Raw genomic sequence first — 23,602 nt, forward strand, 5'->3', positions numbered from 1 at the left:
CCCTGGCCGAAGAAGAGGGCAGCCGCTTCCCCTACGTGTTCTGGGGCAGCAAGAACATCGTCGGGATCGCCGACAATAAGGATGTCCAGGATCTGACCGACAACGACGGCATCAGCTTCGTCGATGCCATGAAGCAGTGCGGCTTCGATTTCGCTACCGAAAAGACGGTCCGCAAGGACATCAAGGCCTTTATCGAACTGCATATTGAGCAGGGCAAGGTACTGGAGACCGAAGGCAAGCAGCTGGGCGTGGTAACCAGCATTGCCGGTCAGCGTCGCTACAACATCACCCTCAAGGGCGAAGCCAACCACGCCGGCACGACCCCCATGGGCTACCGCAAAGATACCGTTTACGCGCTCTCGAAGATCGTCAGCCAATCCATCGCCAAGGCCGAGGCCGCCGGCGATCCCCAGGTACTGACCTTTGGTCGGGTAGAGCCCAAGCCCAACACCGGCAACGTGGTGCCCGGCGAAGTCCTGTTCTCCATGGATTGCCGTCATACCGATAAGCAAACCTTGATCAACTTCAGCGAAGAGATCATCGGCGACATTCGCCGGATCAGCGCCGAAATGGGGATCGAGTGCGACGTCGATTTCTACATGGACGAAGAGCCCATCCCGATGGATCCCAAGTTGGTGGATCTGATCGATGCGACCCTGGCGGACAGCGGCGCAGACTACATCCGCATGCACAGCGGTGCCGGTCACGATGCCCAGATCTTTGCCCCCCGCATTCCCACCGGGATGATCTTCATTCCCAGCATTGCAGGGATCAGCCACAACCCGGCTGAGCGCACAGAGTTGGACGATCTAACCGTCGGCGTCGAAGCCCTTATCAAGGTGCTGTACGAGCTGGCGTACTAATAAAACAATAGGTGATGAGAATGGAAACAAATCAACAATCCGGTATGGAATACTGGAAGAAAATTGTTATGGTGATGAGCCTCGGCTGGGTCGCCATCTGGATCTACCGTACCGTCCTGACCCCGATCTACCCCGAGATCCAGGCCCACCTGGGCGGTGCAACCGATGCGCAAATGGGGGCTGTCGCCAGCTTCTACTTCCTGGCTTACTGTACTCTGCAGGTGCCCTGTGGCTACCTGGTCGACAAGATCGGCCAGCGCGCCGCCCTGGTTGCTGGCTTCAGCATCTTCATCATGGGTTCGCTGTGCATCGCTAACGCCATGCACATCAACATGATGTATATCGGCGCCTTTATGGCGGGTACTGGCTGTGCCACCTTCTTCTGCTCCGCCTACTCGCTCTCCAACGAGAATGTGCCGGTTGAGCGTCGCGCCTTGGCCAATGCCTTCATCAACAGCGGTTCTGCGGTGGGGATGATGATCGGCCTGATTGGCTCCTCCATCCTGGTGAAAAACCTCAGCGTTGGCTGGCAAACCGTGATGTTTATCGTCGCCACTGTCCTGCTGCTGACGGTGCTGGCGTTCTTCTTCACCATCAAGCCCAACGCCGAGCGCAAGGCCGCCCATGAAGCCAAGCTGGCTGCCGAAGCCAGTGACAGTGCCCCTGCGGCGAAACTCTTCTCCGCGAAGATGATCTCCGTGTACTTCCTGTACTTCACGACCTGTTATGCCTACTACATGATCGTAACCTGGCTGCCCTCCTACCTGCAGTCCGATCGTGGCTTCGAAGGGGCCGCCATTGGTTTCGCCGCGGCGACCGTGGCCCTGGCCAGCATCCCGGGTGCCCTGTTCTTCAGCAACCTGTCCGACAAGTTCCGAGACAAGAAGGTGAAGATCATCCTGGGCCTGGAACTCGTTGCCGCCCTGATGCTGGTGACCACCGTCTGGGCAGGCAGCGTACCGGTACTGATGGCCTCCCTGGCCCTCTATGGTCTGCTGGGCAAACTGGCCCTGGATCCGATCCTGATCTCCTATGTATCTGAGCAATCGGACAAGCGTTCCGTCGGTCGTAGCCTGAGCATGTTCAACTTCTTCGGTATGAGCTCCTCGGTGATCGCCCCAACTCTGACCGGTTACATCTCCGACCTGTCTGGCTCCACCGCGACCAGCTTCGTGATGTCTGCCGTCATGGTCGTCGTTGCCACAGCGCTGTTCGGCATCATCGCCACACGTAAGGCAAGCCCGGCTCAGGATACCGTTACTGCTAACTGATCTTTGATAGTCAGCACTTAGACTCTGGCCCCTCGGCGACACTCGACACTCAGCCTGCTGTCGAAATGATCCCGAGGGGCCAGCCATTTTCCCCTTGCTTCCAGTGCTGCCACTCCCGCTCTTCGCGACATGAAAACCTTCAGTCCGGATCCATCACTTGACCCTTCGCTTCCCCACATATGGCGTTACGCTTGTGTCGAAATGAGCATAATGCTTCGGCTTAAACTCCGCATAAGCGGTAAAACCACGGCACGAGTCAATCATCGAAAGCGTCTTGGTTCAGATCGAAGCGAGGTACGCCAACCCTGGGCGCGGATCCGAAAACCACATGTAGGCCAATCGCGAAAAGGAGTAGCCGAGGAAGGGATAAGTGAATGAAATACTGGTTAGCAAACGGTAAGAACCGAAATATGTTTCAACAATGTAACGGGGCATTTAGCAGTTTGTGCTTATTGTGCCTTCTCTAATCTTGATCAATTTTTCCCTTTCCACATTCTCTTATAAAGGATATAACTCGGGTTAAATAAAGGAAATAAGAGCTGACTATGCTTGATAAGGAAACCATCCGGTCCTTCATGAAAGTGGCTGAGTACTCCAACTTTTCAAAAGCAGCCGAAGCACTGCATAAGACTCCGGCCGCCATCAGCTATAGAGTAAAAGTACTAGAAGAATCTGTCAAAACTCAATTATTTATTCGAACGACTCGAAGTGTGCACTTGACGGAAGCCGGTGAACATCTGCTTAGTCAATGCCAGAGGTGGCTCGATTGGATGGAGGACATGCCCAACGAGTTACGTCAGATAGCCGATGGTGTGGAGCGGCAGGTCAACATTACCATTAATAATGTCTTATTTGATGAAAGCACGGTATCAGAGTTGGTCTTTGCACTGCACAAGGCTTTCCCATTCACTCAGGTAAATATCTCCAAAGCGGTATATATGGGTGTATGGGATGATCTGCTTCATAATGACTACCATTTTGCCATTGGAGTACCAGCATTCGATACCATCGACAATGCAGTCATGTTGAAACCATTGGGTAAGATAAGCTGGACCTTTGTTCTTGCCCCCGATCATCCCCTGGCAGCCATTAATACTCCCTTGAAGGAGTCTCATCTTAGAAGTTATCCGGCAATCAATGTCGAGGACACGTCACATAACATCAATAAGCGTACGGCATGGCTGCTGAGGAACCAAAAAGAGATCCGGGTACCCGACCTGTCCACCAAGGTCGCCTGTCATGTCAAGGGGGCAGGCATTGGCTTCCTTCCGACCAACCTGGCCGCTCCCCTTATCGAGCAAGGCAAGCTGGTTGAACGGCAAGTCCAGTGGAGCCGTCCGCCATCCCCTTTGTCGCTGGGTTGGCGTTTGGACTCCACCGGACAGGTCACCCAATGGCTCATCGAACAGTTCAAAAGTCAGCATCCGACGATCCAGGGCTTTATGAGAAATATTGACCAGTTAGACCGCTAAGGAATAATCCGGTGTTTTGATCTCCTGGGGACGGATACAGGTGCCCTTATCTCCCGCCAGGATCTGCTCAACATCCTGCAATGCGCCAATGTAGGCGGTCTGGCCGGTACGCTCAACGAACTGGATCACCGCCTCGGCTTTTGGCCCGATAGCGCCATCCGGCACGGCAAAGGGGCGCAGTTCTTCGATGGTCACATCGCGCAGAGCGCGTTGCTCAGGCGTACCCCAGTCCTGATACACAGCATCTGCATCGGTCAAGATCATCAGGTAATCCGCATTGATCTGCTCAGCCAGCATGGAGGCGACGAGATCCTTATCGATCACCGCTTCTACGCCCTGATAGCCGGCTTCATCGGAAACGACTGGCATACCGCCACCACCGCAACAGATCACCGTTTGACCTTGCTCCAGCAAGTTTGAAATGGTCCCGGCTTCCAGTACCTGTACCGGCTTGGGAGAAGCCACAACACGACGGACATAATCACCATCGGCACGCAGTTGCCAACCGTACTGCTTCTCCAACTGCTCTTTCTGCTCCGGCGAGTAAACCGGTCCGATAAACTTGGTCGGATCGGCAAAGGCAGGATCAGAGCTGGACACTTCCACCCGAGTCAGCAAACAGGCAACATCATTCATCCCATTAGCGGTCAGGGTCTGAGTCATCATATAACCCAACATGCCCTGAGTTTCGGCAACCAGTACATCCAGCGGATAGGCGGGCACGTCCTGGTAGGCCAGATTTTGCAGTGCCAACAGGCCGACTTGCGGGCCGTTCCCATGCACCAGAGTAATATCATAATCATCGCTTAACTGTTGGATCAGGGCAGAGGCTTGATTGATGTTTTTATATTGGCTCTCAACAGAAAGGACTTCACCACGCTTGATGATGGCATTGCCACCTAAAGCAATTACAATACGCTTTTTACTCATAAATCACCCTTAGACGTTATATCAATAACACATGTCATGACGATGGATTAGCAGTTAGAGTCTCCAACTGTATGAAAGAAAACAGCCATAACTCATACCGAGTGACAGAAATGTGCGCCCTCAATCTGTAGAGTATTAAGTAGGAGCCCTAACTTTGGAGCCCATCCCTAACGCAGAGTAATCGACCAGACAGACTCACACTCGGAGCAACCATCATCCACTTTGATGTTGACACCTTAATAATGGTACGTTTATGTGTCCACCGGAAAGATGCCTCCCCGCCCTTTATCAAGCATTTTTAGTCAATGGTTTATCCACCTTTAAATTAGTCATCAAGACACAGTTTTGGATGTAAAACTTGCTCTCCTAAGGATAAACTAATCTTCGTCAACACTATTTTTGTTCCTTTACTTGGCCAGGGTTCTCGTTTGCTCCATCGACCAAGTAATGTTTTTGAGGTGGACTATGGGTTATTTAAACAATAATACTGGATACATTGACGACTTGCTGGCATCACGGGCTATCATTAAGAAAGACAACTACGCCGTTTTGCCGCCAGATGGACTCGTGCGCAACATAGTGCCAGGTTTTGAGAACTGCGACATCACAGTGCTTGCCTCGCCGAAACTCGGCGCCAGCTTCGTCGATTACCTGGTAACCCTGCACGATGGCGGCAACAATCGTAGCGGTTTTGGTGGCGAGGAGATTGAATCCTTCTTCTACGTCATTGAAGGCCAAGTTGTGGCCGAAGTCGAAGGTAATCGTCATACCCTGACATCCGGTGGCTATATCTACTGCCCGCCTGGCAGCAAGCTCTACTTGGAAAATGACAATCAGGCTAAAGACAGCCAGGCTTTTCTCTATAAACGCAAATATCAGGCAGTCGATGGTTATCAACCCCGCGTCGTAGTCAATCACAGAGATAATCTGGAAAAAGTCCAATACGAAGATATGAGTGATGTCATTGTCGAAGATCTGCTGCCTAAAGATCTCGGTTTCGATATGAACTTCCACGTGTTGACTTTCGAACCCGGTGCCTGCCATGGCTACATCGAAACCCATGTTCAAGAACACGGCGCTCTGATCCTGAGCGGAGAAGGTGTCTATAACTTTGACAACAATTGGGTCCCGGTGAAAAAAGGCGATTACCTGTTTATGGCGGCCTACTCTCCTCAGGCTTGCTATGCAACAGGTCGTAAAGAAGCGTTTAGCTATATCTATTCAAAAGACTGCAATCGCGATATCGAACTGTGAGTTAATGCCGCTAGCGACAGTACTGTAGGAAGCCCTAGATCACAAATGGGCTTCCTTTTTGTTTAAAAAGCCCGTCGAATATTATAAAAGAAGTAATAAAGCGGCGACATGGTTACGCCCCCTTTACCTTTACCATAAAATATATACCGTAAATGTTCTCCCGTGTTGTCATAACCTTTGGCCAGGTTTGCAAGGAAAGCCCGTTTAAACGGTATCGCCAGTCAAAGCATATTTAAAGGAGATAATGACAAATGCAGCCTCAATACGAACTGTTTGAAACATTAAACCCACCCCAGCGTCTGCTGATGGGACCCGGTCCGATCAATGCCTATCCCAGGGTACATCAGGCGATATCGAGCCAGCTCATTGGTCAATTCGATCCCGTCATGACTGACTATATGGTGCAGACCCAGCGTCTTTACCAGCAAGTCTTTCATACAAACAATCCAGCTACCCTGCTGATTGATGGCACGGCCAGGGCGGGTATTGAGGCAGTCCTAGTATCGATCCTCCAACCCGGCGATAAAGTGTTGATCCCGGTAATTGGGCGCTTTGGTCACCTATTGTGCGAAATCGCCCGACGCACAGGTGCAGAGATCTCCACCATTGAAGTGGAATGGGGACAGGTCTGCGATCCACAGCAAATTGAAGATGCGATCCGTCAGATCAAACCTAAGCTGGTTGCCACCGTACAGGGCGATACGTCCACAACCATGAACCAACCGCTCAAAGAGATCGGTGAGATCTGTCATCGCCACAATGTCTTGTTCTATTGCGATGCAACCGCTTCCGTAGCGGGTAACACTCTGCTGGTCGATGAATGGCATCTGGATGCCGTCTCAGTCGGTCTACAAAAATGCCTGGGCGGCCCTTCCGGTAGTGCACCTATCACCCTGAGCCCTCAGTTTGTCGAGCGCATCAACCGTCGCAAGCACATTGAGAAAGGGATCCGTGCCCAGCACCATCGCGATGGTCAAGAAGCCATGATCCAGTCCAATTACTTCGACCTGCCGATGATCCTGGATTATTGGGGCGAGGAACGCCTCAACCATCACACGGAAGCAACTTCCATGCTGTACGCTGCGCGGGAGTGTGCTCGTTTGTTCCTGGAAGAGGGTCCAGAAAAGGTCATTGAGCGCCACCAGCAGGCCGGCGATGCTATGGCCAAAGGCCTCGAAGCGATGGGGCTGACCCTGTTCGGCGACCAGAAGCACAAGATGAATAACGTGGTCGGCGTCTATATCCCGGATCAAGTGGATGGTGAAGCCATTCGCAGTGAACTCCTTCTGCGCTTTGGCATTGAGATCGGCACCTCATTTGGCCCACTCCAGGGCAAGATCTGGCGGATCGGCACCATGGGTTATAACGCCCGCCAGGAAGCGGTACTGCACACCTTGGCCGCACTCGAATCCGTACTGATCCAACACAAAGCACCTATCCAGGTAGGTGCGGCAGTCGCAACGGCGATGGCCTTCTACTGATTCGCTCTCCCAATGCCGCAAGCCCGCTTGCGGCAACCTGCGAACCCAGATAAAGATCCAGACCGGGAGCCGCTTTAAGGCACAACTTGAAGGCTCCCCTATCCCCCGGAACCCCCGCCAGAAGAACGCCATGGGTCGATCTGCCCAACGCATTCTCCCCGGTTCGTCCCAATGCCTCACCCAGTGTCGGCGCCTCTCTGCATAACTAAAATATTGACGTGATTATGGTTAGCCGTGGGTCATTCCTCCCGAAGCGACTCTGCTCACCTCATTCAAAACCATCACGCATGAACCATGCTTCCCAATATGCATAAAATTAAACAACGGGCAACAAGTCATTAATTAAAGCTTATGGTAAGGAGTAATAATCGTGAGCAGTTAACCAAGATAATCCTAGCTCTTTTTGCATGGATTAAATAATTCCAGCTCGATTATCAAAAAAATTTAATAACTAGCCATTTCTTGTACGAAAACAGTGTAAAGACAATGGCCATTGCGTATCTTCGAATCAACAAAAGATATAGAAGAAAGGGTTCGACATTATAAGAATAAATAAAAGACAAACCGTGAGCCGAATCAATAATTTATAGTCAACAGCGGAATAGTTGTACAAACTGGTATGACAACATTCCTGGCACTTATTATTGAAAGGACTGCATTGTCCAATAGGTAAATGGTTGAGCAAGAAAGGCATGATCGCCCATTATCTGCGATCTGTCTGTTGATGAATTAGGTAGATGTAAATGTAAACCGAGCGATTTAAACAAGGATGAGGGGCTGAACAATGTCAATCAGCGTAGCGCAAAGTAAACCCAAGCAAAAAATGTCCCTGACCACACAAATTCTCATTGCAACCTTTGGTGGTATTGCATTTGGGGCTTTGGTTGGTCCATGGGCAGAGAACATAAAATTTATTGGTGACATCTTTATTCGTTTGATCCAGATGTCAGTCGTTTTACTTGTCATGACAGCCGTAACGGCAGCAATCGGCAACGTGGATGGTAAGGGTGCTGGCAAAATGAGCCTGCACACCTTTAAGTGGATCATTTCACTGACCGTTGTTTCCGCATTCGTAGGATTGGGACTTGCCCTGGTCTTCCAGCCCGGTGCCGGCATCGTGATCCAAGGCGCGGCAGAGGCGGTTGCAGCCCCGGAAACCTCGTTGAAGGAGACCATCCTGGGATTCTTCTCCACCAACATCGTGAACTCGATGGCCAGTGGTGCCATGATCCCCTGTATTGTCTTTGCTGTGATCTTCGGCTTGGCAATGGGCGCTTACACTCGCACTTCGGGCCAAACCATCATTCGTGATTTCATCGTGGCCTTGAATGCCGTCATTATGAACATCATCAAGATGGTGATGAACCTGGCTCCCATCGGGATCTTCTGTCTGCTGGCCCACGTTTCCGGCGCAGTTGGCTTCAAAGTCATCTTCCCCATGCTCAAGTTCCTGGGTGCACTCGCCCTGGGCTGTGCCATCCTGCTGGTGGTCTACGGCTTCATCACCGCCATGCTGGTTAAGGTAAACCCGCTGAAGATGCCCAAGAAGTTCGTCAAATTGTCCATCATGTCAATGACCACAACTTCCTCCGCCATCTGTCTGCCAACAAAAATGGAAGACACGGTGACCAAGTTTGGGGTCAGCCGCAAGGTGGCTGATTTCACCGGTCCCATCACCATGTCCATGAACGCGAACGGCGCTGTGATGTGCTATGTACTGGCCATCTTCTTTATGAGCCAGTCAACCGGCATCGTGCTTGAGCCAATTCAGATGGGTATGGCGATCTTGCTGTCTGTCCTGATGTGCATGGGAACCATCGTTGTTCCTGGCGGCATGATCATCGTCTACACCTTCCTGGCCACTTCCATGGGCCTGCCCCTGGACAGCGTTGCCATCCTGATCGGTATCGACTGGTTCTCCGGCATGTTCCGAACCCTGCTGAACAATACGGTAGACGTAATGATCGCCATGCTGGTGGCGGACAAGATTGATGAATTTGATCGCGACGTTTACAACGAAGAAGCCACGGCAGAGTACCTGCAGGCGGCTTAACGTCAGCCACACTCAGTAAGGCGTAACACCTTTTTGAGAAAGCCAGCGGGTATGCCCGCTGGCTTTTTGCTGCCTGTGTCCCCATCGTGACGACAAAGCCTTCTCCCCTCGAGGGCGATGAGTTCGGTCAATTCAAGCATTCAACCCCTGCCAACGGGACCCAAGGATCTGCCGAGTATCTGGATCTGCAGGGAACAGAGAGAGGCAGAAAAAGCAGAGAGCGCAGAGAGAGCAGAGAGAGCCCAGAGCGCAGAGAGCGCAGAGAGAGCCCAGAGCGCAGAAAGCCCAGAAAGCCCAGAAAGCCCAGAAAGCGCAGAGAGAGCAGAGAGAGCTGAGAGAGCAGAGAGAGCAGAGAGAGCAGAGAGAGCCCAGAGCGCAGAAAGCGCAGAGAGCAGAGAGCAGAGAGCAGAGAGTGCAGAGAGTGCAGAGAGTGCAGAGAGAGAGCAGAGAGAGCAGAGAGAGCAGAGAACGCAGAGAGCGCAGAGAACGCAGAGAGCGCAGAGAGAAACAGGAAAAAATAGGCGGGAAGCGGCTAGTCAAGAGCGCCACTTTCCCACCTTGAGTACTAGATCCTAGGGCCTGAGAGCTCCCAGTAAGCCTGCCAGTTGGAAGGCCGCCACTTTAAGGTTCTCCTCCGCTTCGGCCAGGGCCTCAGGCAATGAACAGGGCCGATGCAATACCGAGAAACAGGCGACGATCCCCACCTCGGTCAGCTTGTCACAGCCCGAGCCCAAGGAGCCAGCCAGAGCAACCGTCGGGATCCCCAGGGAGTGGGCCAGTTTCGCTACCCCCGCCGGTGTTTTGCCTCCCAGGGTCTGGCCATCCACCCGGCCCTCTCCGGTGATCACCCAGTCGGCGCCCTGCATCATCTCCTTCAGTGCCACGGTCTGAGTCACCAGATCGATGCCCGGCTTGAGCTCGGCGCCCAGGAACGCCAGCAGGGCAGCTCCCATTCCACCCGCGGCACCGGCACCGGGTGTATCGGCGATCCAGATCCCCAGCTCCTGTTCAATCCGCTCGGCATAACGAAGCAGCGCCTGATCCAACTGAGCAACTAACGACTCGGATGCCCCCTTCTGTGGCCCAAATACCGCCGATGCGCCCTTGGGGCCCACCAGAGGATTATCCACGTCACAGGCGGCCACTACGGACACTTGGGAGAGACGCGGATCCAGGCTCCGGCAGTCGATGCTGGCCAGGCGAGCGAGGGCCAGCCCGCCCGGTTCGAGTTCATGCCCCTCGCTGTCCAGGAAGCGAGCCCCCAGGGCCTGCATCATCCCGGCGCCACCGTCGTTGGTTGCGCTGCCGCCGATGGCGATGATCAGCCGAGTGGCGCCCCGATCCAGTGCAGCCCGGATCAACTCTCCTGTGCCATAGGTGGTGGCAACGGCCGGATCACGCCGCTCGGGTGCCAGCAACTCGATGCCGGAGGCGCGCGCCATCTCGATGACGGCCGTTTCCCCATCCCCCAGCAAGCCATACTCGGCCTCGACGCGCATGTCGGCCAATGGTCCGGTGACTTCGGCGGCATAGTGCTGGCCTCCGGTGGCGGCGATCAGCGCATCCAGAGTGCCTTCTCCCCCGTCGGCCACTGGCACGCACACCAGTTCACTGTCGGGCAGACGCGCTGCGATCCCGCTGCGGATCGCCTCACAGACCCCTTCGGCCGACAAGCTTTCCTTGAATGAATCGGGTGCAATGACGATCTTCATTCACCTTTCTCCTTTGCAAAAAAAAGCGGGCACCCTGTGCCCGCCATTGCTGCTAGTCACGGATGCTGTGGTTGCTCATGTGCTCCAGCGCCTTGATCATTGCCGAATGATCCCAGCCACTGCCATCCAGGGCCGCACAGGTATTGAACAGCTCCTGGGCGGTGGCCGTATTGGGCAGGTTGAGCTTCAGCTCACGGGCACCAGTGAGCGCCAGATTCAGATCTTTCTGATGCAACTGGATGCGGAAACCAGGATCAAACGTCCCCTTCACCATCCGCTCACCGTGCACCTCCAGGATCTTGGAGGAGGCAAAGCCACCCATCAGGGCCTCACGGATCTTGGCTGGGTTCGCCCCGGCCTTGGAGGCAAACAGCAGGGCCTCACCCACAGCTTCGATATTGAGCGCGACGATGATCTGATTAGCCACTTTACAGGTCTGGCCGTCGCCATTACCACCCACCAGGGTGATGTTCTGACCCATCACTTCCAGCAGGGGCTTCACGCGGGCGAAGATCTCCTCACGACCGCCGGCCATGATAGAGAGGGTACCCGCCTTCGCACCCACTTCCCCGCCGGAAACCGGTGCATCGATATACCAGGCGCCCAGGGCTTCAACCTGCTTCGCAAAGGACTTGGTGTCCATGGGAGAGATGGAGCTCATGTCCACCACCACCTTGTCGGCCGCCAGGCCCTTGGCCACACCGATCTCGGAGAACAATACATCCGCTACCTGCGGGGTATCGGGCACCATGGTGATGATCACATCGGCGGCTTCGGCCACCGCGGCCGGCGTTGGGCAGGCAAACCCTTTGTCCCCCAGCAGTTCGGCCGGAGCTGGCTCATAATGCTCTGAAAAGTAGAGAGTGTAGCCCGCATCCTGGAGGTTCTTTGCCATCGGCTTGCCCATGATACCGGTGCCGATAAAGCCAATATTCTTCATTTTTTCGCTCCCTAAACCAGATTAAATTCTTTGAGCCAGCCCAAACCGGCTTCGGTGCCGTTGGCAGGCTTGTATTCACAACCGATCCAGCCGTCATAGCCGATCTTATCGAGGTAGCTGAACAGGAACCCGTAGTTGAGCTCACCGGTGCCAGGCTCATGACGACCCGGGTTGTCAGCCAGTTGGACATGGCCGATCTGCACCAGGTTGTTGGCCACGGTGCGGGCGATGTCGCCCTCCATGATCTGCATGTGGTAGATGTCGTACTGGTAACGCAGGTTGCTGGATCCCACCGCCTCGATCAGACGCAATGCCATAGCGGTGTTGGAAACAAAGAAGCCTGGGATATCTATGGTGTTGATCGCTTCAACCACCAGGGCGATACCTGCATCTTCCAGCTTTTGAGCGGCAAAGCGCAGGTTGTCGGCCAGCACTTGGAACGCCTCTTCATCACTGACGTCACTGGGTTTGATCCCGGCCAGGCAGTTCACCTGACGGCATCCCAGGGCCTTGGCGTAGTCAATCGCCGAGTCGACCCCGTCTCGAAACTCCGTCACCCGATCGGGGTGACAGGCGATCCCGCGCTCACCGGCGTCCCAGTCGCCGGCGGGCAGATTGAACAGCACCTGAGTGAGACCGTGCTCCTCCAGTGCTGCGGCGATATCCTTGGCCGGATAGTCGTAAGGGAACAGATACTCCACCCCGCGGAATCCCGCCTTGGAGGCGGCCTCAAACCGGGCCATAAAGTCATACTCGGTAAAGAGCATGGACAGATTCGCTGCAAGTTTTGGCATGGAAACTCCTTGTCGCCGCGGCCTAGGCCGCGGCAAGCCTTTTAAAGATCAATGGTTTCTTCGAATTCGGTGACCTTATCGATATCCGGCCCCATAGCGATGTTGGTGACCCGCTCGGTCATCACCTCAACCACCACCGGTACCTTGTACTGCTGCAACCAGGCCTTGGCCTGCTCCAGTGCCGGTGCGATATCCCCGGGCTCAAACACGCGGATCGCCTTACAACCCAGGCCTTCGACCACTCGCTTGTGATCAACCCCGTACTCCTTCACTTCCGGTGCATTCTGGTTTTCAAACGACAGCTGCACGCAGTAGTCGATGTCGAAGGCACGCTGAGCCTGGCGGATCAGGCCCAGGTAGGCGTTGTTGATCAGCACATGGATATAGGGCAGCTGGAACTGGGCACCGACGGCCAACTCCTCCACCAGGAACTGGAAATCATAATCCCCGGAAATGGCAACCACCGGCTTGCTAGGATCGGCTTTCACCACCCCCAGTGCCGCAGGCATGGTCCAGCCCAGAGGGCCTGCCTGGCAGGCATTGATCCAGTGACGAGGCTGATGCACATGGAGGAACTGGTTGGCCGCGATCTGGGCAAGGCCAATGGTGGAGACATAGCGGGTCTCGGGACCAAACGCCTTATTCATCTCGTGATAGATACGCTGAGGCTTGATCGGCGTACAGTCGAAGTCATCCCGGCGCAGCAGAGTACGCTTACGCTCGGCACAGGCGGCAACCCACTCGTTACGAGGCTTCAGATCCCCTTTAGCCTTCATCTCCTTGGCCACTTCAACAAACAGCTTCAGTGCCTCATAGGCATCAGAGGCGATCCCCAGATCTGGCGAGAAGACTCGGCCAATCTGGGTGGGCTCGATGTCCACATGGATAAACTTACGGCCCTTGGTGTAAGTTTCCAGCGCGCCGGTATGGCGGTTGGCCCAACGGTTACCGATCCCGAAGACAAAGTCGCACTCCAGGAAGGTGGCATTACCACAGCGGTGATTGGCCTGGCAGCCCATTCTTCCGGCCATCAGCGGGTGCTCATCGGAGACGGCCCCCCAGCCACGCAGGGTCTGGATCACCGGCACATTGACCAGCTCCGCAAACTCTCGGAACAGATCGGCGGCATCCGCATTGATGATCCCGCCGCCCGCGACCAGTACCGGCTTCTCGGCTTCGTTGAGCATCGCCAGGGCCCGCTCGGCCTGGGCTCGGGTAGCCGTGGTTTTCGATGGTGTCATCGGCTCATACAGATCGATATCGAATTCAATCTCGGTCAGCTGTACATCCATGGGCAGATCCAGCAGGACTGGACCGGGACGACCCGAGCGCATCTCGTAGAACGCTTTTTGGAAGGTGCCCGGCATCTGACCCGCCTCGCGAATGGTCACCGCCATCTTGGTCACCGGCTTGGCAATGGCTTCAATATCCACCGCCTGGAAATCTTCCTTGTGCAACTTGGCAACCGGCGCCTGACCCGTGATGCAAAGAATGGGGGTCGAATCTGCGGAAGCAGAATAGAGGCCGGTGATCATATCTGTGCCGGCAGGCCCAGAGGTGCCAATACAGAGGCCGATATTACCGGGTGCAGCCCGGGTATACCCCTCAGCCATATGAGAGGCCCCTTCCACATGGCGAGCCAATACATGATCGATGCCCCCCAACTTCTTCATGGCGGCATACATGGGATTAATGGCGGCGCCAGGAACACCAAACGCCGTATCAATGCCCTCTTTTTGTAAGATTAAGACAGCCGCCTCAATTGCACGCATCTTTGTCATTTTATTATTCACCTTTTGATACGAGTAATATTTTTCGAAATACCTTCATCATTTCTGACGGATTAGAAATTGATGGTGTACTCCTTGGATAGTTTGTTGACGATGCAGTTATCTGCACCGGCCCGATCAACGGTCAGGAAGTCTGTGTCCTGATCTTTTGCAAAGAGCAGGTAATGCCAAACATTGGCGTCATAGTTCACGCCCTGTTTGCCATCAGTGATAAATGCGCGAATGCTGGACTCATCGATGGCCTCGTCCCCTTTGGCCACAATCACGATGAATTGCTCACCCCTGAGTGGGAAGAAAGCCTGGCTGCCCTTGGGGTGCTTCTCAAGCAGATCGAAGGTCAACGACTTCTCGAAAGCAAAGGCACGAACAATGCTGATGGAGGCATTTTCAGTGTCTGTGACGTCTACTGTACCCAAGGCATGAAAACGCTGGCCAGTGCGATCATTAATATAGAAATAGTCTGATTGCTCTGTTTCTATTACTTGGCCAAACGGTGCAAATGCTTCTTTCGTCAGTGGCTCTACGGTCAAAACTGGCATAACAAAGACTCCTAGATTTCAATTAACAATTTAAATCTGATTCACGGGCTCATCCCCACTAATGCGTCATGCAAAAAGCAATGGCCAAATTTCATCCTGTAACGAATAAACCAAAGATCACGACGGTATAATTTGATGTAGAGCAGACTTTTTGTGCTCCATGCATTTTTCAAACAATCAAAAATCGTTTAGCAAAATTTATTTACCATTGCTTTTTTCTGGCAATATTAATGAATTTGGTAAAAAAAACTTTCAACTGCATCCACGACAGATTGCCAAGGCGGAGAAGCGGAAATGGCCGCAATCCCGGTGGCTAGGAGCCCCCTTTTTCCCGACCAGTGGGTGGCCTGCACGGCCGAAAGACACAGGCATGATGCTGGGAGCTCCGGAGGCGCTCACTGAGTTCATTCGGATAGGGGATAACCAGAACAATCAACGGATCCCATGGCATTTTATGCCCGACTCGATGCGCACCTTGCAAAAGTGGCGATGGTTCCAATTGGGTGCTGCGCCCAAGGTTCGGCTCAGGCGCTATCGATCCCTAGCCGACAAGGCGATGACAGCAAAGATCTCAAGCCACAAACCGTTCCTCAAACCCATCACGTTCGCGGCCTGATGCAGATGATCCCGCTCGAACCCCAGGAGCTTGAGCCGTTTACCGAGATGAAGGATGCGACCAATGAACGGGACCGGGCTTGTGACTAAGGCACTCCCACTCGGTCCCTCACCCCGGCTCCCCTGCCGCCAACAGGGCTGCCAGGGCATCCAGCTGCGTTTCATTAAACACCAGGACCCCATGCTGGCGCAGCAATGACGCCGTCACCCCCTCGCCGATCACAAGCTGACCATCGAAGCGCCCGCTATAGACGCTGTCATTGCCACAACTGGGACTGTTGGCCTTGAGCAGGGCGTATTTCAGTTTATAACGCTGCACCAGCCCCAAGGCGATCTCGGCCCCTCGGTAAAAGGGTCGGCTGACATTTTCCCCTGCCTGAGTCACCACTCGCCCATCTTGCTGCAACTCTGCCGCAGCCCTTGGCACAGGTAAACCGCCACTCACTTCCGGACAGATCCCTAGCAACCAGCCCTGGCGCTGCCATAGTCCGATCCGGGGATCCACCACCCCTTTGCTTGCCCCATCATAGCGCACAGGGTCGCCCAGTAAGCAGGCACTGATCAGCAGACGTGGTGACCGAACGAGCCGGTCTTCCTCAATTGATTGTCGACAATCGCTCAAAGTTTCCTCTTTTTTGATCTGGATTAATTTTTAAAAAAATCACCAAAACACTGACCAGGCTGTGACATAGCGGGCATTTCGCGAGCGAATAAGACTAACGTCCAGGTCAACACTTTGTTGACAATTGAGCAAAATGCACGCACATTGCCTCCAGTTGGTCACTTTTAGTGCAGTTGAGCAAGGATCCTCATGGAAACCAGGCAACAAACCCTCGCAGATCACATGTTGACCCAGCTGCAGCACGCCATCATTGGCGGTGAACTGCAACCGGGCAGCAAGATCAACGAGCAGGAGATCGCCGCCCGCTACGGGGTCAGCCGCGGTCCCCTGCGCGAGGCGATGCAACGCTTGGAGCAACGCAAACTGATCGAACGCATCCCCCACGTCGGCGCCCGGGTTGTACGCCTGACCGAGGAGCGTCTGGCCGATCTGTATCAGGTTCGGGCCGAGCTGGAAGCCATGGCCTGCCGCCTGGCTGCCGCTCGGATCAGCCCGATCCAGCTGGATGCCCTGCACCAGCTGCTGGAGCGCCAGGAGGCGGTATTCTCCCAGCAGCCCATCACCGAGTTCCAGGGCGATATCGACTTCCACTTCGGCATCATTCAAGCCAGTGGCAACCATACCCTGATCGCCACCCTCACCGGCGATCTTTATCACCAGTTACAGATGTACCGCTATCAGTGCAGCAGTGGCCGCCGCCCCCTCGAGGCGCTGGCCCAGCACAGGTCGATCCTCGCCGCCATCAAAGATGGCGACGGTGAGCTGGCCGCCTTGCTGATGCGGCGTCATATCGAAGCCGGAGCCCGTCATACCCAGCGGGTACTCAGGCAAAAAATGGAGGAGTTTTCAGGATGAGTCACCCAACCCCAGGTCAACGTTTCCGTACCGCTTTGGCCGAGGCCAAACCCCTGCAGATTGTCGGCACCGTCAACGCCTACTTTGCCCTGATGGCCGAGCGCGTGGGCCATCAGGCCATCTATCTGTCCGGCGCCGGGGTGGCCAACGCCTCCTACGGCCTGCCCGATCTGGGCATGACCTCGCTCAATGATGTGCTGATCGACGCCGGCCGCATCACCTCCGCCACCGACGTTCCCCTGCTGGTGGACATCGATACTGGCTGGGGCGGCGCCTTCAACATCGCCCGCACCATCAAGGAGATGGAAAAGATCGGCGTGGCCGCCGTACACATCGAAGATCAGGTTGCCCAGAAGCGTTGTGGCCACCGTCCCAACAAGGCCTGCGTCTCCATCGAAGAGATGTGTGACCGCATCAAGGCTGCCGTGGACGCTCGTACCGATGAAAGCTTCGTGATCATGGCCCGTACCGATGCCGTGGCCGGTGAAGGGGTTGAATCTGGCATCGAGCGGGCCCAGGCCTACCTGGAAGCGGGGGCCGACATGATCTTCGCCGAAGCCCTGACCGAGCTGGATCAATACCGCCAGTTTAAGGCCCAGGTGAACGCGCCGATCCTGGCCAATATGACCGAATTCGGTAAGACCGAACTGTTTAATAAAGAAGACCTGTTCGAAGCCGGTGCCGACATGGTGCTCTACCCGCTGGGGGCCTTCCGCGCCGCCAACGCCGCGGCCCTGAAGGTCTACCAGGCGATGATGACCGACGGCCACCAGCGCAGCCAGGTCGACAACATGCAGACCCGTAAAGAGCTGTACGACTTCCTCAAGTACCACAGCTTCGAGGACAAGCTCGACACTCTGTTCGCTCAGAACAAGGGTTAACGGTTGAAAACAATAAGGAGATTGTACAATGACTAAACCTATTGGTGGCGCCGGCCTGCGAGGCCAGAGCGCAGGTGAAACCGCCCTGTGTACCGTGGGCAAATCCGGCTCCGGGCTGACCTACCGCGGCTATGACGTGGCCGAGCTGGCCGAAAAGGTCACCTTCGAAGAGGTCGCCTACCTGCTGCTCAAGGGCGAACTGCCCAACGAGGCACAGCTGTCGGCCTACCGCACCAAACTCAAGGGGCTGCGCGGCCTGCCCCAGGCGCTGAAAACCGTGCTGGAGCAGATCCCCGCCGACGCCCATCCCATGGATGTGATGCGCACCGGCTGCTCCATGCTGGGCAACCTGGAAACCGAGCAGGATTTCTCCGAACAGTCCGACAAGACCGATCGACTGCTGGCCGCCTTCCCCTCCATCATCTGCTACTGGTATCGCTACAGCCATGATGGCGTGCGGATCCACACCGAAACCGACGATGAGCAGATCGGCGCCCACTTCCTCCACCTGCTGCACGGCAAGGCCCCTTCTGAGCTGCACGCCAAGGTGATGGATGTTTCGCTTATCCTCTACGCCGAGCATGAGTTCAATGCCTCCACCTTTACCGCCCGGGTCTGTGCCTCCACCCTGAGTGATCTCCACTCCTGCATCACGGGTGCCATCGGCTCCCTGCGTGGCCCACTGCACGGCGGCGCCAACGAAGCGGCGATGGAGCTGATCCAGGAGATGAAGGATGAGCAGGATGCCGTGGCCACCCTCAAGCAGAAGCTGGCCAACAAGGACAAGATCATGGGCTTTGGCCACGCCATCTACCGCGAGTCCGATCCCCGCAACGTGGTGATCAAGGCTTGGTCCGAGAAGCTGGCTGCCGAGTTCGGCGATGACCGTCTGTACAAGGTCTCCGTGGCCTGTGAAACCCTGATGTGGGAAGAGAAGAAGCTGTTCTGCAACGCCGACTTCTTCCACGCTTCGACGTACCACTTTATGGGCATTCCCACCAAGTTGTTCACGCCGATCTTCGTCTGCTCCCGCCTTACCGGCTGGGCCGCACACGTCTTTGAGCAGCGTGCCAACAACCGGATCATTCGCCCAAGCGCGGATTACACTGGCCCAGAGCCACGTCCGGTCACCGCACTGCAGGAGCGGTAAGAGACAATGCTGGAGGCGAACGCACGTTCGCCTGTCTGAAGCGAGGCGCGGCGACAGCACAGTCCGTTGCCGCGATCCCGCCCCGCTTCATCAAATTAAAGTGGGTTCGACACATGATGAACACCGAATACCGTAAAGCCCTCGCCGGCACCTCCCTGGACTACTTCGACACCCGGGCTGCAGTGGAAGCCATACAGCCCGGCGCCTACGCCACCCTGCCCTACACCTCGCGTGTTCTGGCCGAACAGCTGGTGCGCCGCTGCGCACCGGAAGCCCTGACAGATTCCCTCAAGCAGTTGATTGAGCGCAAGCGCGATCTGGATTTCCCCTGGTACCCGGCCCGCGTGGTCTGCCACGACATCCTCGGCCAGACCGCCCTGGTCGATCTGGCTGGCCTGCGCGACGCCATCGCCGAACAAGGCGGCGATCCTGCCAAGGTCAACCCGGTCGTACCGACCCAGCTGATCGTCGATCACTCCCTGGCCGTGGAGCACGGCGGCTTCGATCCCGACGCCTTTGAGAAAAACCGGGCTATCGAGGATCGCCGCAACGAAGACCGCTTCCACTTTATCGAGTGGACCAAGACCGCGTTTAAAAACGTCGACGTCATTCCCGCCGGCAACGGCATCATGCACCAGATCAACCTGGAGAAGATGTCACCGGTGATCCAGGCCCGCGACGGCGTCGCCTTCCCCGACACCTGTGTCGGCACCGACAGCCACACCCCGCACATCGATGCCCTGGGGGTGATCGCCATCGGCGTCGGTGGCCTGGAAGCGGAAACCGTGATGCTGGGTCGCCCCTCCATGATGCGACTGCCGGACATCATCGGCGTCGAGCTGGTGGGACAGCGCCAGCCGGGCATTACCGCCACCGACATCGTCCTGGCGATCACCGAGTTTTTGCGCGAGCAGAAAGTGGTGTCCGCCTACCTGGAGTTCTTCGGTGAGGGGGCTCGCAGCCTGACCCTGGGGGATCGCGCCACCATCGCCAATATGACGCCGGAGTTTGGTGCCTCGGCGGGCATGTTCTACATCGACGAGCAGACCATCGAGTACCTGAAGATCACCGGCCGTGAGCCCGAACAGATCGCCCTGGTCGAGCAGTACGCCAAGACTACAGGCCTGTGGGCAGATGATCTGGTCGACGCCCAGTACGAGCGCACCCTCAGGTTCGATCTCTCCAGCGTCTGTCGCAACATGGCGGGCCCCTCCAATCCGCACCGTCGACTGCCCACCACCGACTTGGCCGAGCGCGGGATCGCCAAAGATCTGGCCAGTGCCCAGGCCCAGGAAGCGGATGGGCTAATGCCCGATGGCGCGGTGATCATCGCCGCCATCACCAGTTGTACCAACACCAGTAACCCGCGCAACGTGATCGCCGCCGCGCTGGTGGCCAAGAAAGCCAACGAGCTGGGCTTGACCCGTAAGCCCTGGGTCAAAACCTCCTTCGCCCCCGGCTCCAAGGTGGCACAGCTCTATTTGGAAGAATCCAAGCTGCTGCCGGAGCTGGAGAAGCTCGGCTTTGGCATCGTCGGCTTTGCCTGCACCACCTGTAACGGCATGAGTGGTGCGCTTGATCCAAAAATTCAGCAGGAGATCATCGATCGGGATCTCTACAGCACCGCCGTGCTGTCCGGCAACCGCAACTTCGATGGCCGGATACACCCCTACGCCAAGCAGGCCTTCCTTGCCTCACCGCCCCTGGTGGTGGCCTACGCCCTGGCCGGTACCGTGCGTTTTGACATCGAACGGGACGCACTGGGGCAGGACAGCCAAGGCAACGACATCACGTTGAAGGACTTGTGGCCAAGCGATGAGGCGATCGATGCGGTGATCGCCCAGAGCGTCAAACCGGAGCAGTTCAAGGCGGTCTATGAGCCGATGTTTGATCTCAGTGTCGACTACGGTGACAAGATCAATCCCCTTTACGACTGGCGTCCGCAAACCACCTACATCCGCCGTCCACCTTACTGGGAGGGGGCACTAGCGGGCGAGCGCACCCTCAAGGGGATGCGGCCGCTGGCGCTGCTGGGGGACAACATCACCACGGATCATCTATCCCCCTCCAACGCCATCCTGGCCAGCTCCGCCGCCGGCGAGTACCTGGCGAAGATGGGCGTACCGGAAGTGGACTTCAACTCCTACGCCACCCACCGCGGCGACCACCTGACCGCCCAGCGGGCGACCTTTGCCAACCCCAAGCTGTTCAACGAGATGGTGTTGGACGACAGTGGTGAGGTGAAGCAGGGCTCCCTGGCGCGGATCGAGCCGGAAGGCAAGGTGACCCGCATGTGGGAAGCGATCGAGACCTACATGGATCGCAAACAGCCGCTGATCATCGTCGCCGGTGCCGACTACGGCCAGGGCAGCTCCCGTGATTGGGCCGCCAAGGGCGTTCGTCTGGCCGGGGTGGAAGCGATCGTGGCCGAAGGCTTCGAGCGCATTCACCGCACCAACCTGGTGGGCATGGGCACGCTGCCGCTGGAGTTTCAGCCCGGCACCACCCGCAAGACCCTGGGGCTGGATGGCACCGAGACTTATGACGTGATCGGTGAGCGCACCCCTCGAGCGACGTTAACCCTGATCATCCATCGGGCCAACGGCGAAACCCTGGATGTGCCGGTCACCTGCCGTCTCGATACCGCCGACGAGGTGTCGGTGTACGAAGCCGGTGGCGTGCTGCAACGTTTTGCCAAGGACTTTTTGGCGCAGAGCTAGGTACTAGGAAAGAGCCTAGGTACTAGGTGCTAGGAAGAGCTGCGCTGGCTTTTTCTAGTACCTAGCAGGGCGAAGCCCGCCCTAGAACCTAGCAACCTATGGAGAATTCTATGAGCTTTAAACCCCAGATCCGTGTCCCCGCCACCTACATGCGTGGCGGCACCAGTAAGGGCGTGTTCTTCAAACTGTCCGATCTGCCCGAAGCCGCCCAGGTGCCGGGTGAAGCCCGTGACAGCCTGCTGCTGCGGGTGCTCGGCAGTCCGGATCCCTACGGCAAGCAGATCGACGGCATGGGCAATGCCAGCTCCAGCACCAGCAAGGCGGTGATCCTGTCCGCCAGCACCCAGCCGGATCATGACGTCGACTACCTGTTTGGCCAGGTCTCCATCGATCAGCCTGTGATCGACTGGAGCGGCAACTGCGGCAACCAGACCGCCGCCGTCGGCGCCTTCGCCATCAGCAATGGCCTGGTCGACGCAGCACGCATTCCCGACAACGGCGTCTGCGTGGTGCGGATCTGGCAGGCCAATATCCACAAGACCATTCTGGCCCATGTGCCCATCACCAATGGCCAGGTGCAGGAAACCGGAGATTTCGAGCTCGATGGTGTCACCTTCCCTGCTGCCGAGGTGAAGATCGAATTTCTCGACCCCGTCGATGCCGCCAGGCCGGGAGAGCCCGGCATGTTCCCCACCGGCAACTTGGTGGACGACCTGGAAGTCCCGGGGATCGGCACCTTCAATGCCACCCTGATCAACGCCGGCATTGCCACGGTCTTTCTTAATGCCGAGGAGCTGGGCTTTACCGGCACCGAGCTGCAGGAAGCGGTCAACAACGATGAAGCCCTGCTGGCCAAGCTGGAGAGCATTCGCCTGCACGGTGCGGTCAAGATGGGCCTGGCCAAGGATCTCAGCGACGCCAGCCGCCGGGGTCACACCCCCAAGCTCGCCTGGGTGGCGCCACCGATGGCGTACACCGCAGCCAGCGGCAAGGCGGTCTCGACCTCAGAGATCGATCTGAATGTGCGAGCCCTCTCCATGGGCAAACTGCACCACGCCATGATGGCCACCGCCGCCGTCGCCATCGCCACCGCGGCCGCCATTCCCGGCACCCTGGTCGCCCTTGCCGCAGAGCCGGCGGCGGGCGGACAGGCACGCAGCGAAGTGCGCTTCGGCCACCCCTCCGGTACCCTGAAAGTGGGCGCCGAAGCCGAGCAGGTGGACGGTCAGTGGCTTGCCAAAAAAGCGATCATGAGCCGCAGCGCTCGAGTATTGATGGAGGGTTGGGTGCGGGTGCCCGCATAGGCAGTGCTGACGCACGGCGAAATTGCGGACGGCTGCGCCGTGGGAAATTTGTGGGGCACCACACTCCCTTGTCGCGTTGGCGACGACAAGGAGAGGGGCTTCGCCCCTCCCCACTCCCCTTATGCCTCCAGCTTCGGCGTGTTTCCTCACTCTCGCGGATCTGCGCTGCGGCAGCGGCCCGATGCGCCTTTATGACTTAGCAGTCCCTGCTGCATCATAAAGACCGGCTACGGCATCCATGCCTAAGCGTTCAAGCCTTTGGCTTTCACCCATGGCTTGGCGGGCCTCTCGGACAGTCCCTGTCCTCGGCCTTACTTCAATCCACTTCGTTCGGCGCCTCAGAGTCGGCCAAAGAG

19 protein-coding genes are annotated in these 23,602 nt (G+C 56.5%); 12 read left to right on the forward strand and 7 right to left on the reverse strand.

All coding sequences use genetic code 11. The annotated features are described in order from the left end of the window. The 3 genes from AC2D8U_RS18695 to allS form a co-directional block, all read left to right on the forward strand. On the forward strand, window positions 1–863 hold an 863-nt coding region (locus tag AC2D8U_RS18695; protein WP_484620599.1), incomplete at its 5' end, for a hydantoinase/carbamoylase family amidase. 20 nt (window positions 864–883) lie between these two features. Continuing rightward, window positions 884–2,134, forward strand: a complete 1,251-nt coding sequence (locus AC2D8U_RS18700; RefSeq protein ID WP_484620600.1) for an MFS transporter — start codon at window positions 884–886, stop codon at window positions 2,132–2,134. Between the two features lie 545 nt (window positions 2,135–2,679). Further along, the gene (allS, locus tag AC2D8U_RS18705; RefSeq protein ID WP_484620601.1) at window positions 2,680–3,606 is read left to right on the forward strand and encodes an HTH-type transcriptional activator AllS; all 927 of its coding nucleotides are present in this window, start codon (window positions 2,680–2,682) and stop codon (window positions 3,604–3,606) included. Here allS and AC2D8U_RS18710 read toward each other — a convergent pair. Next, on the reverse strand, window positions 3,595–4,536 hold the full coding sequence (locus AC2D8U_RS18710; protein WP_484620602.1) for a carbamate kinase: 942 nt from the start codon (window positions 4,534–4,536) through the stop codon (window positions 3,595–3,597). The genes allS and AC2D8U_RS18710 overlap by 12 nt on opposite strands. 465 nt (window positions 4,537–5,001) lie before the next feature. Between AC2D8U_RS18710 and allE the strand changes: the two genes are divergently transcribed. The 3 genes from allE (at window position 5,002) to AC2D8U_RS18725 (ending at window position 9,324) form a co-directional block, all read left to right on the forward strand. After that, window positions 5,002–5,790 carry a (S)-ureidoglycine aminohydrolase gene (gene allE / locus AC2D8U_RS18715; protein ID WP_484620603.1) on the forward strand — a complete coding sequence of 263 codons (789 nt, stop codon included), beginning with the start codon at window positions 5,002–5,004 and terminating at the stop codon, window positions 5,788–5,790. 251 nt (window positions 5,791–6,041) lie between these two features. Then, the gene (locus tag AC2D8U_RS18720; protein WP_484620604.1) at window positions 6,042–7,271 is read left to right on the forward strand and encodes a pyridoxal-phosphate-dependent aminotransferase family protein; all 1,230 of its coding nucleotides are present in this window, start codon (window positions 6,042–6,044) and stop codon (window positions 7,269–7,271) included. A gap of 823 nt (window positions 7,272–8,094) precedes the next feature. Next, window positions 8,095–9,324, forward strand: a complete 1,230-nt coding sequence (locus tag AC2D8U_RS18725) for a dicarboxylate/amino acid:cation symporter (protein ID WP_484620724.1) — start codon at window positions 8,095–8,097, stop codon at window positions 9,322–9,324. A gap of 572 nt (window positions 9,325–9,896) precedes the next feature. On the opposite strand, the gene AC2D8U_RS18730 is transcribed toward AC2D8U_RS18725, so the two are convergent. The 5 genes from AC2D8U_RS18730 to AC2D8U_RS18750 form a co-directional block, all read right to left on the reverse strand. After that, window positions 9,897–11,036, reverse strand: a complete 1,140-nt coding sequence (locus AC2D8U_RS18730; RefSeq protein ID WP_484620605.1) for a glycerate kinase — start codon at window positions 11,034–11,036, stop codon at window positions 9,897–9,899. Window positions 11,037–11,088: 52 nt separating this feature from the next. Continuing rightward, window positions 11,089–11,976, reverse strand: a complete 888-nt coding sequence (locus AC2D8U_RS18735; protein ID WP_484620606.1) for a 2-hydroxy-3-oxopropionate reductase — start codon at window positions 11,974–11,976, stop codon at window positions 11,089–11,091. Between the two features lie 11 nt (window positions 11,977–11,987). Then, window positions 11,988–12,770 carry a hydroxypyruvate isomerase gene (gene hyi / locus AC2D8U_RS18740; RefSeq protein WP_484620607.1) on the reverse strand — a complete coding sequence of 261 codons (783 nt, stop codon included), beginning with the start codon at window positions 12,768–12,770 and terminating at the stop codon, window positions 11,988–11,990. A 41-nt stretch (window positions 12,771–12,811) separates the two neighbouring features. Next, entirely contained in the window at window positions 12,812–14,551 is a 1,740-nt protein-coding gene (gene gcl / locus AC2D8U_RS18745) for a glyoxylate carboligase (protein ID WP_484620608.1), read from the reverse strand. A 62-nt stretch (window positions 14,552–14,613) separates the two neighbouring features. Next, on the reverse strand, window positions 14,614–15,099 hold the full coding sequence (locus tag AC2D8U_RS18750) for an ureidoglycolate lyase (protein ID WP_484620609.1): 486 nt from the start codon (window positions 15,097–15,099) through the stop codon (window positions 14,614–14,616). 160 nt (window positions 15,100–15,259) lie between these two features. Between AC2D8U_RS18750 and AC2D8U_RS18755 the strand changes: the two genes are divergently transcribed. Beyond that, on the forward strand, window positions 15,260–15,715 hold the full coding sequence (locus tag AC2D8U_RS18755; protein ID WP_484620610.1) for a hypothetical protein: 456 nt from the start codon (window positions 15,260–15,262) through the stop codon (window positions 15,713–15,715). Window positions 15,716–15,823: 108 nt separating this feature from the next. Here the strand turns inward: AC2D8U_RS18755 and AC2D8U_RS18760 are convergent, their stop codons facing one another. Continuing rightward, window positions 15,824–16,336 (reverse strand): 2-thiouracil desulfurase family protein, encoded by a 513-nt coding sequence (locus AC2D8U_RS18760; protein WP_484620611.1) that lies wholly within the window; start codon window positions 16,334–16,336, stop codon window positions 15,824–15,826. Between the two features lie 189 nt (window positions 16,337–16,525). Between AC2D8U_RS18760 and AC2D8U_RS18765 the strand changes: the two genes are divergently transcribed. The 5 genes from AC2D8U_RS18765 (at window position 16,526) to prpF (ending at window position 23,246) form a co-directional block, all read left to right on the forward strand. Continuing rightward, entirely contained in the window at window positions 16,526–17,191 is a 666-nt protein-coding gene (locus AC2D8U_RS18765; protein WP_484620612.1) for a GntR family transcriptional regulator, read from the forward strand. Next, complete coding sequence (prpB, locus tag AC2D8U_RS18770) at window positions 17,188–18,072, forward strand: methylisocitrate lyase (RefSeq protein ID WP_484620613.1); 885 nt, start codon at window positions 17,188–17,190, stop codon at window positions 18,070–18,072. Before AC2D8U_RS18765 ends, prpB begins: the two co-directional genes overlap by 4 nt. A 28-nt stretch (window positions 18,073–18,100) precedes the next feature. Next, entirely contained in the window at window positions 18,101–19,222 is a 1,122-nt protein-coding gene (gene prpC / locus AC2D8U_RS18775; RefSeq protein WP_484620614.1) for a bifunctional 2-methylcitrate synthase/citrate synthase, read from the forward strand. Between the two features lie 116 nt (window positions 19,223–19,338). Continuing rightward, window positions 19,339–21,942, forward strand: a complete 2,604-nt coding sequence (gene acnD / locus AC2D8U_RS18780; RefSeq protein WP_484620725.1) for a Fe/S-dependent 2-methylisocitrate dehydratase AcnD — start codon at window positions 19,339–19,341, stop codon at window positions 21,940–21,942. 110 nt (window positions 21,943–22,052) lie between these two features. Further along, the gene (gene prpF, locus AC2D8U_RS18785) at window positions 22,053–23,246 is read left to right on the forward strand and encodes a 2-methylaconitate cis-trans isomerase PrpF (RefSeq protein WP_484620615.1); all 1,194 of its coding nucleotides are present in this window, start codon (window positions 22,053–22,055) and stop codon (window positions 23,244–23,246) included. Window positions 23,247–23,602: the final 356 nt, after the last annotated feature.

The sequence above is a fragment of the Ferrimonas sp. YIN67 genome (genome assembly GCF_057219095.1).

Coding starts and splice junctions, on each gene's coding strand:
- AC2D8U_RS18700 (WP_484620600.1), top strand. CDS start 884: ATGGAAACAAATCAACAATCCGGTATGGAATACTGGAAGAAAATTGTT.
- allS (WP_484620601.1), top strand. CDS start 2,680: ATGCTTGATAAGGAAACCATCCGGTCCTTCATGAAAGTGGCTGAGTAC.
- AC2D8U_RS18710 (WP_484620602.1), bottom strand. CDS start 4,536: ATGAGTAAAAAGCGTATTGTAATTGCTTTAGGTGGCAATGCCATCATC.
- allE (WP_484620603.1), top strand. CDS start 5,002: ATGGGTTATTTAAACAATAATACTGGATACATTGACGACTTGCTGGCA.
- AC2D8U_RS18720 (WP_484620604.1), top strand. CDS start 6,042: ATGCAGCCTCAATACGAACTGTTTGAAACATTAAACCCACCCCAGCGT.
- AC2D8U_RS18725 (WP_484620724.1), top strand. CDS start 8,095: ATGTCCCTGACCACACAAATTCTCATTGCAACCTTTGGTGGTATTGCA.
- AC2D8U_RS18730 (WP_484620605.1), bottom strand. CDS start 11,036: ATGAAGATCGTCATTGCACCCGATTCATTCAAGGAAAGCTTGTCGGCC.
- AC2D8U_RS18735 (WP_484620606.1), bottom strand. CDS start 11,976: ATGAAGAATATTGGCTTTATCGGCACCGGTATCATGGGCAAGCCGATG.
- hyi (WP_484620607.1), bottom strand. CDS start 12,770: ATGCCAAAACTTGCAGCGAATCTGTCCATGCTCTTTACCGAGTATGAC.
- gcl (WP_484620608.1), bottom strand. CDS start 14,551: ATGACAAAGATGCGTGCAATTGAGGCGGCTGTCTTAATCTTACAAAAA.
- AC2D8U_RS18750 (WP_484620609.1), bottom strand. CDS start 15,099: ATGCCAGTTTTGACCGTAGAGCCACTGACGAAAGAAGCATTTGCACCG.
- AC2D8U_RS18755 (WP_484620610.1), top strand. CDS start 15,260: ATGCATTTTTCAAACAATCAAAAATCGTTTAGCAAAATTTATTTACCA.
- AC2D8U_RS18765 (WP_484620612.1), top strand. CDS start 16,526: ATGGAAACCAGGCAACAAACCCTCGCAGATCACATGTTGACCCAGCTG.
- prpB (WP_484620613.1), top strand. CDS start 17,188: ATGAGTCACCCAACCCCAGGTCAACGTTTCCGTACCGCTTTGGCCGAG.
- prpC (WP_484620614.1), top strand. CDS start 18,101: ATGACTAAACCTATTGGTGGCGCCGGCCTGCGAGGCCAGAGCGCAGGT.
- acnD (WP_484620725.1), top strand. CDS start 19,339: ATGAACACCGAATACCGTAAAGCCCTCGCCGGCACCTCCCTGGACTAC.
- prpF (WP_484620615.1), top strand. CDS start 22,053: ATGAGCTTTAAACCCCAGATCCGTGTCCCCGCCACCTACATGCGTGGC.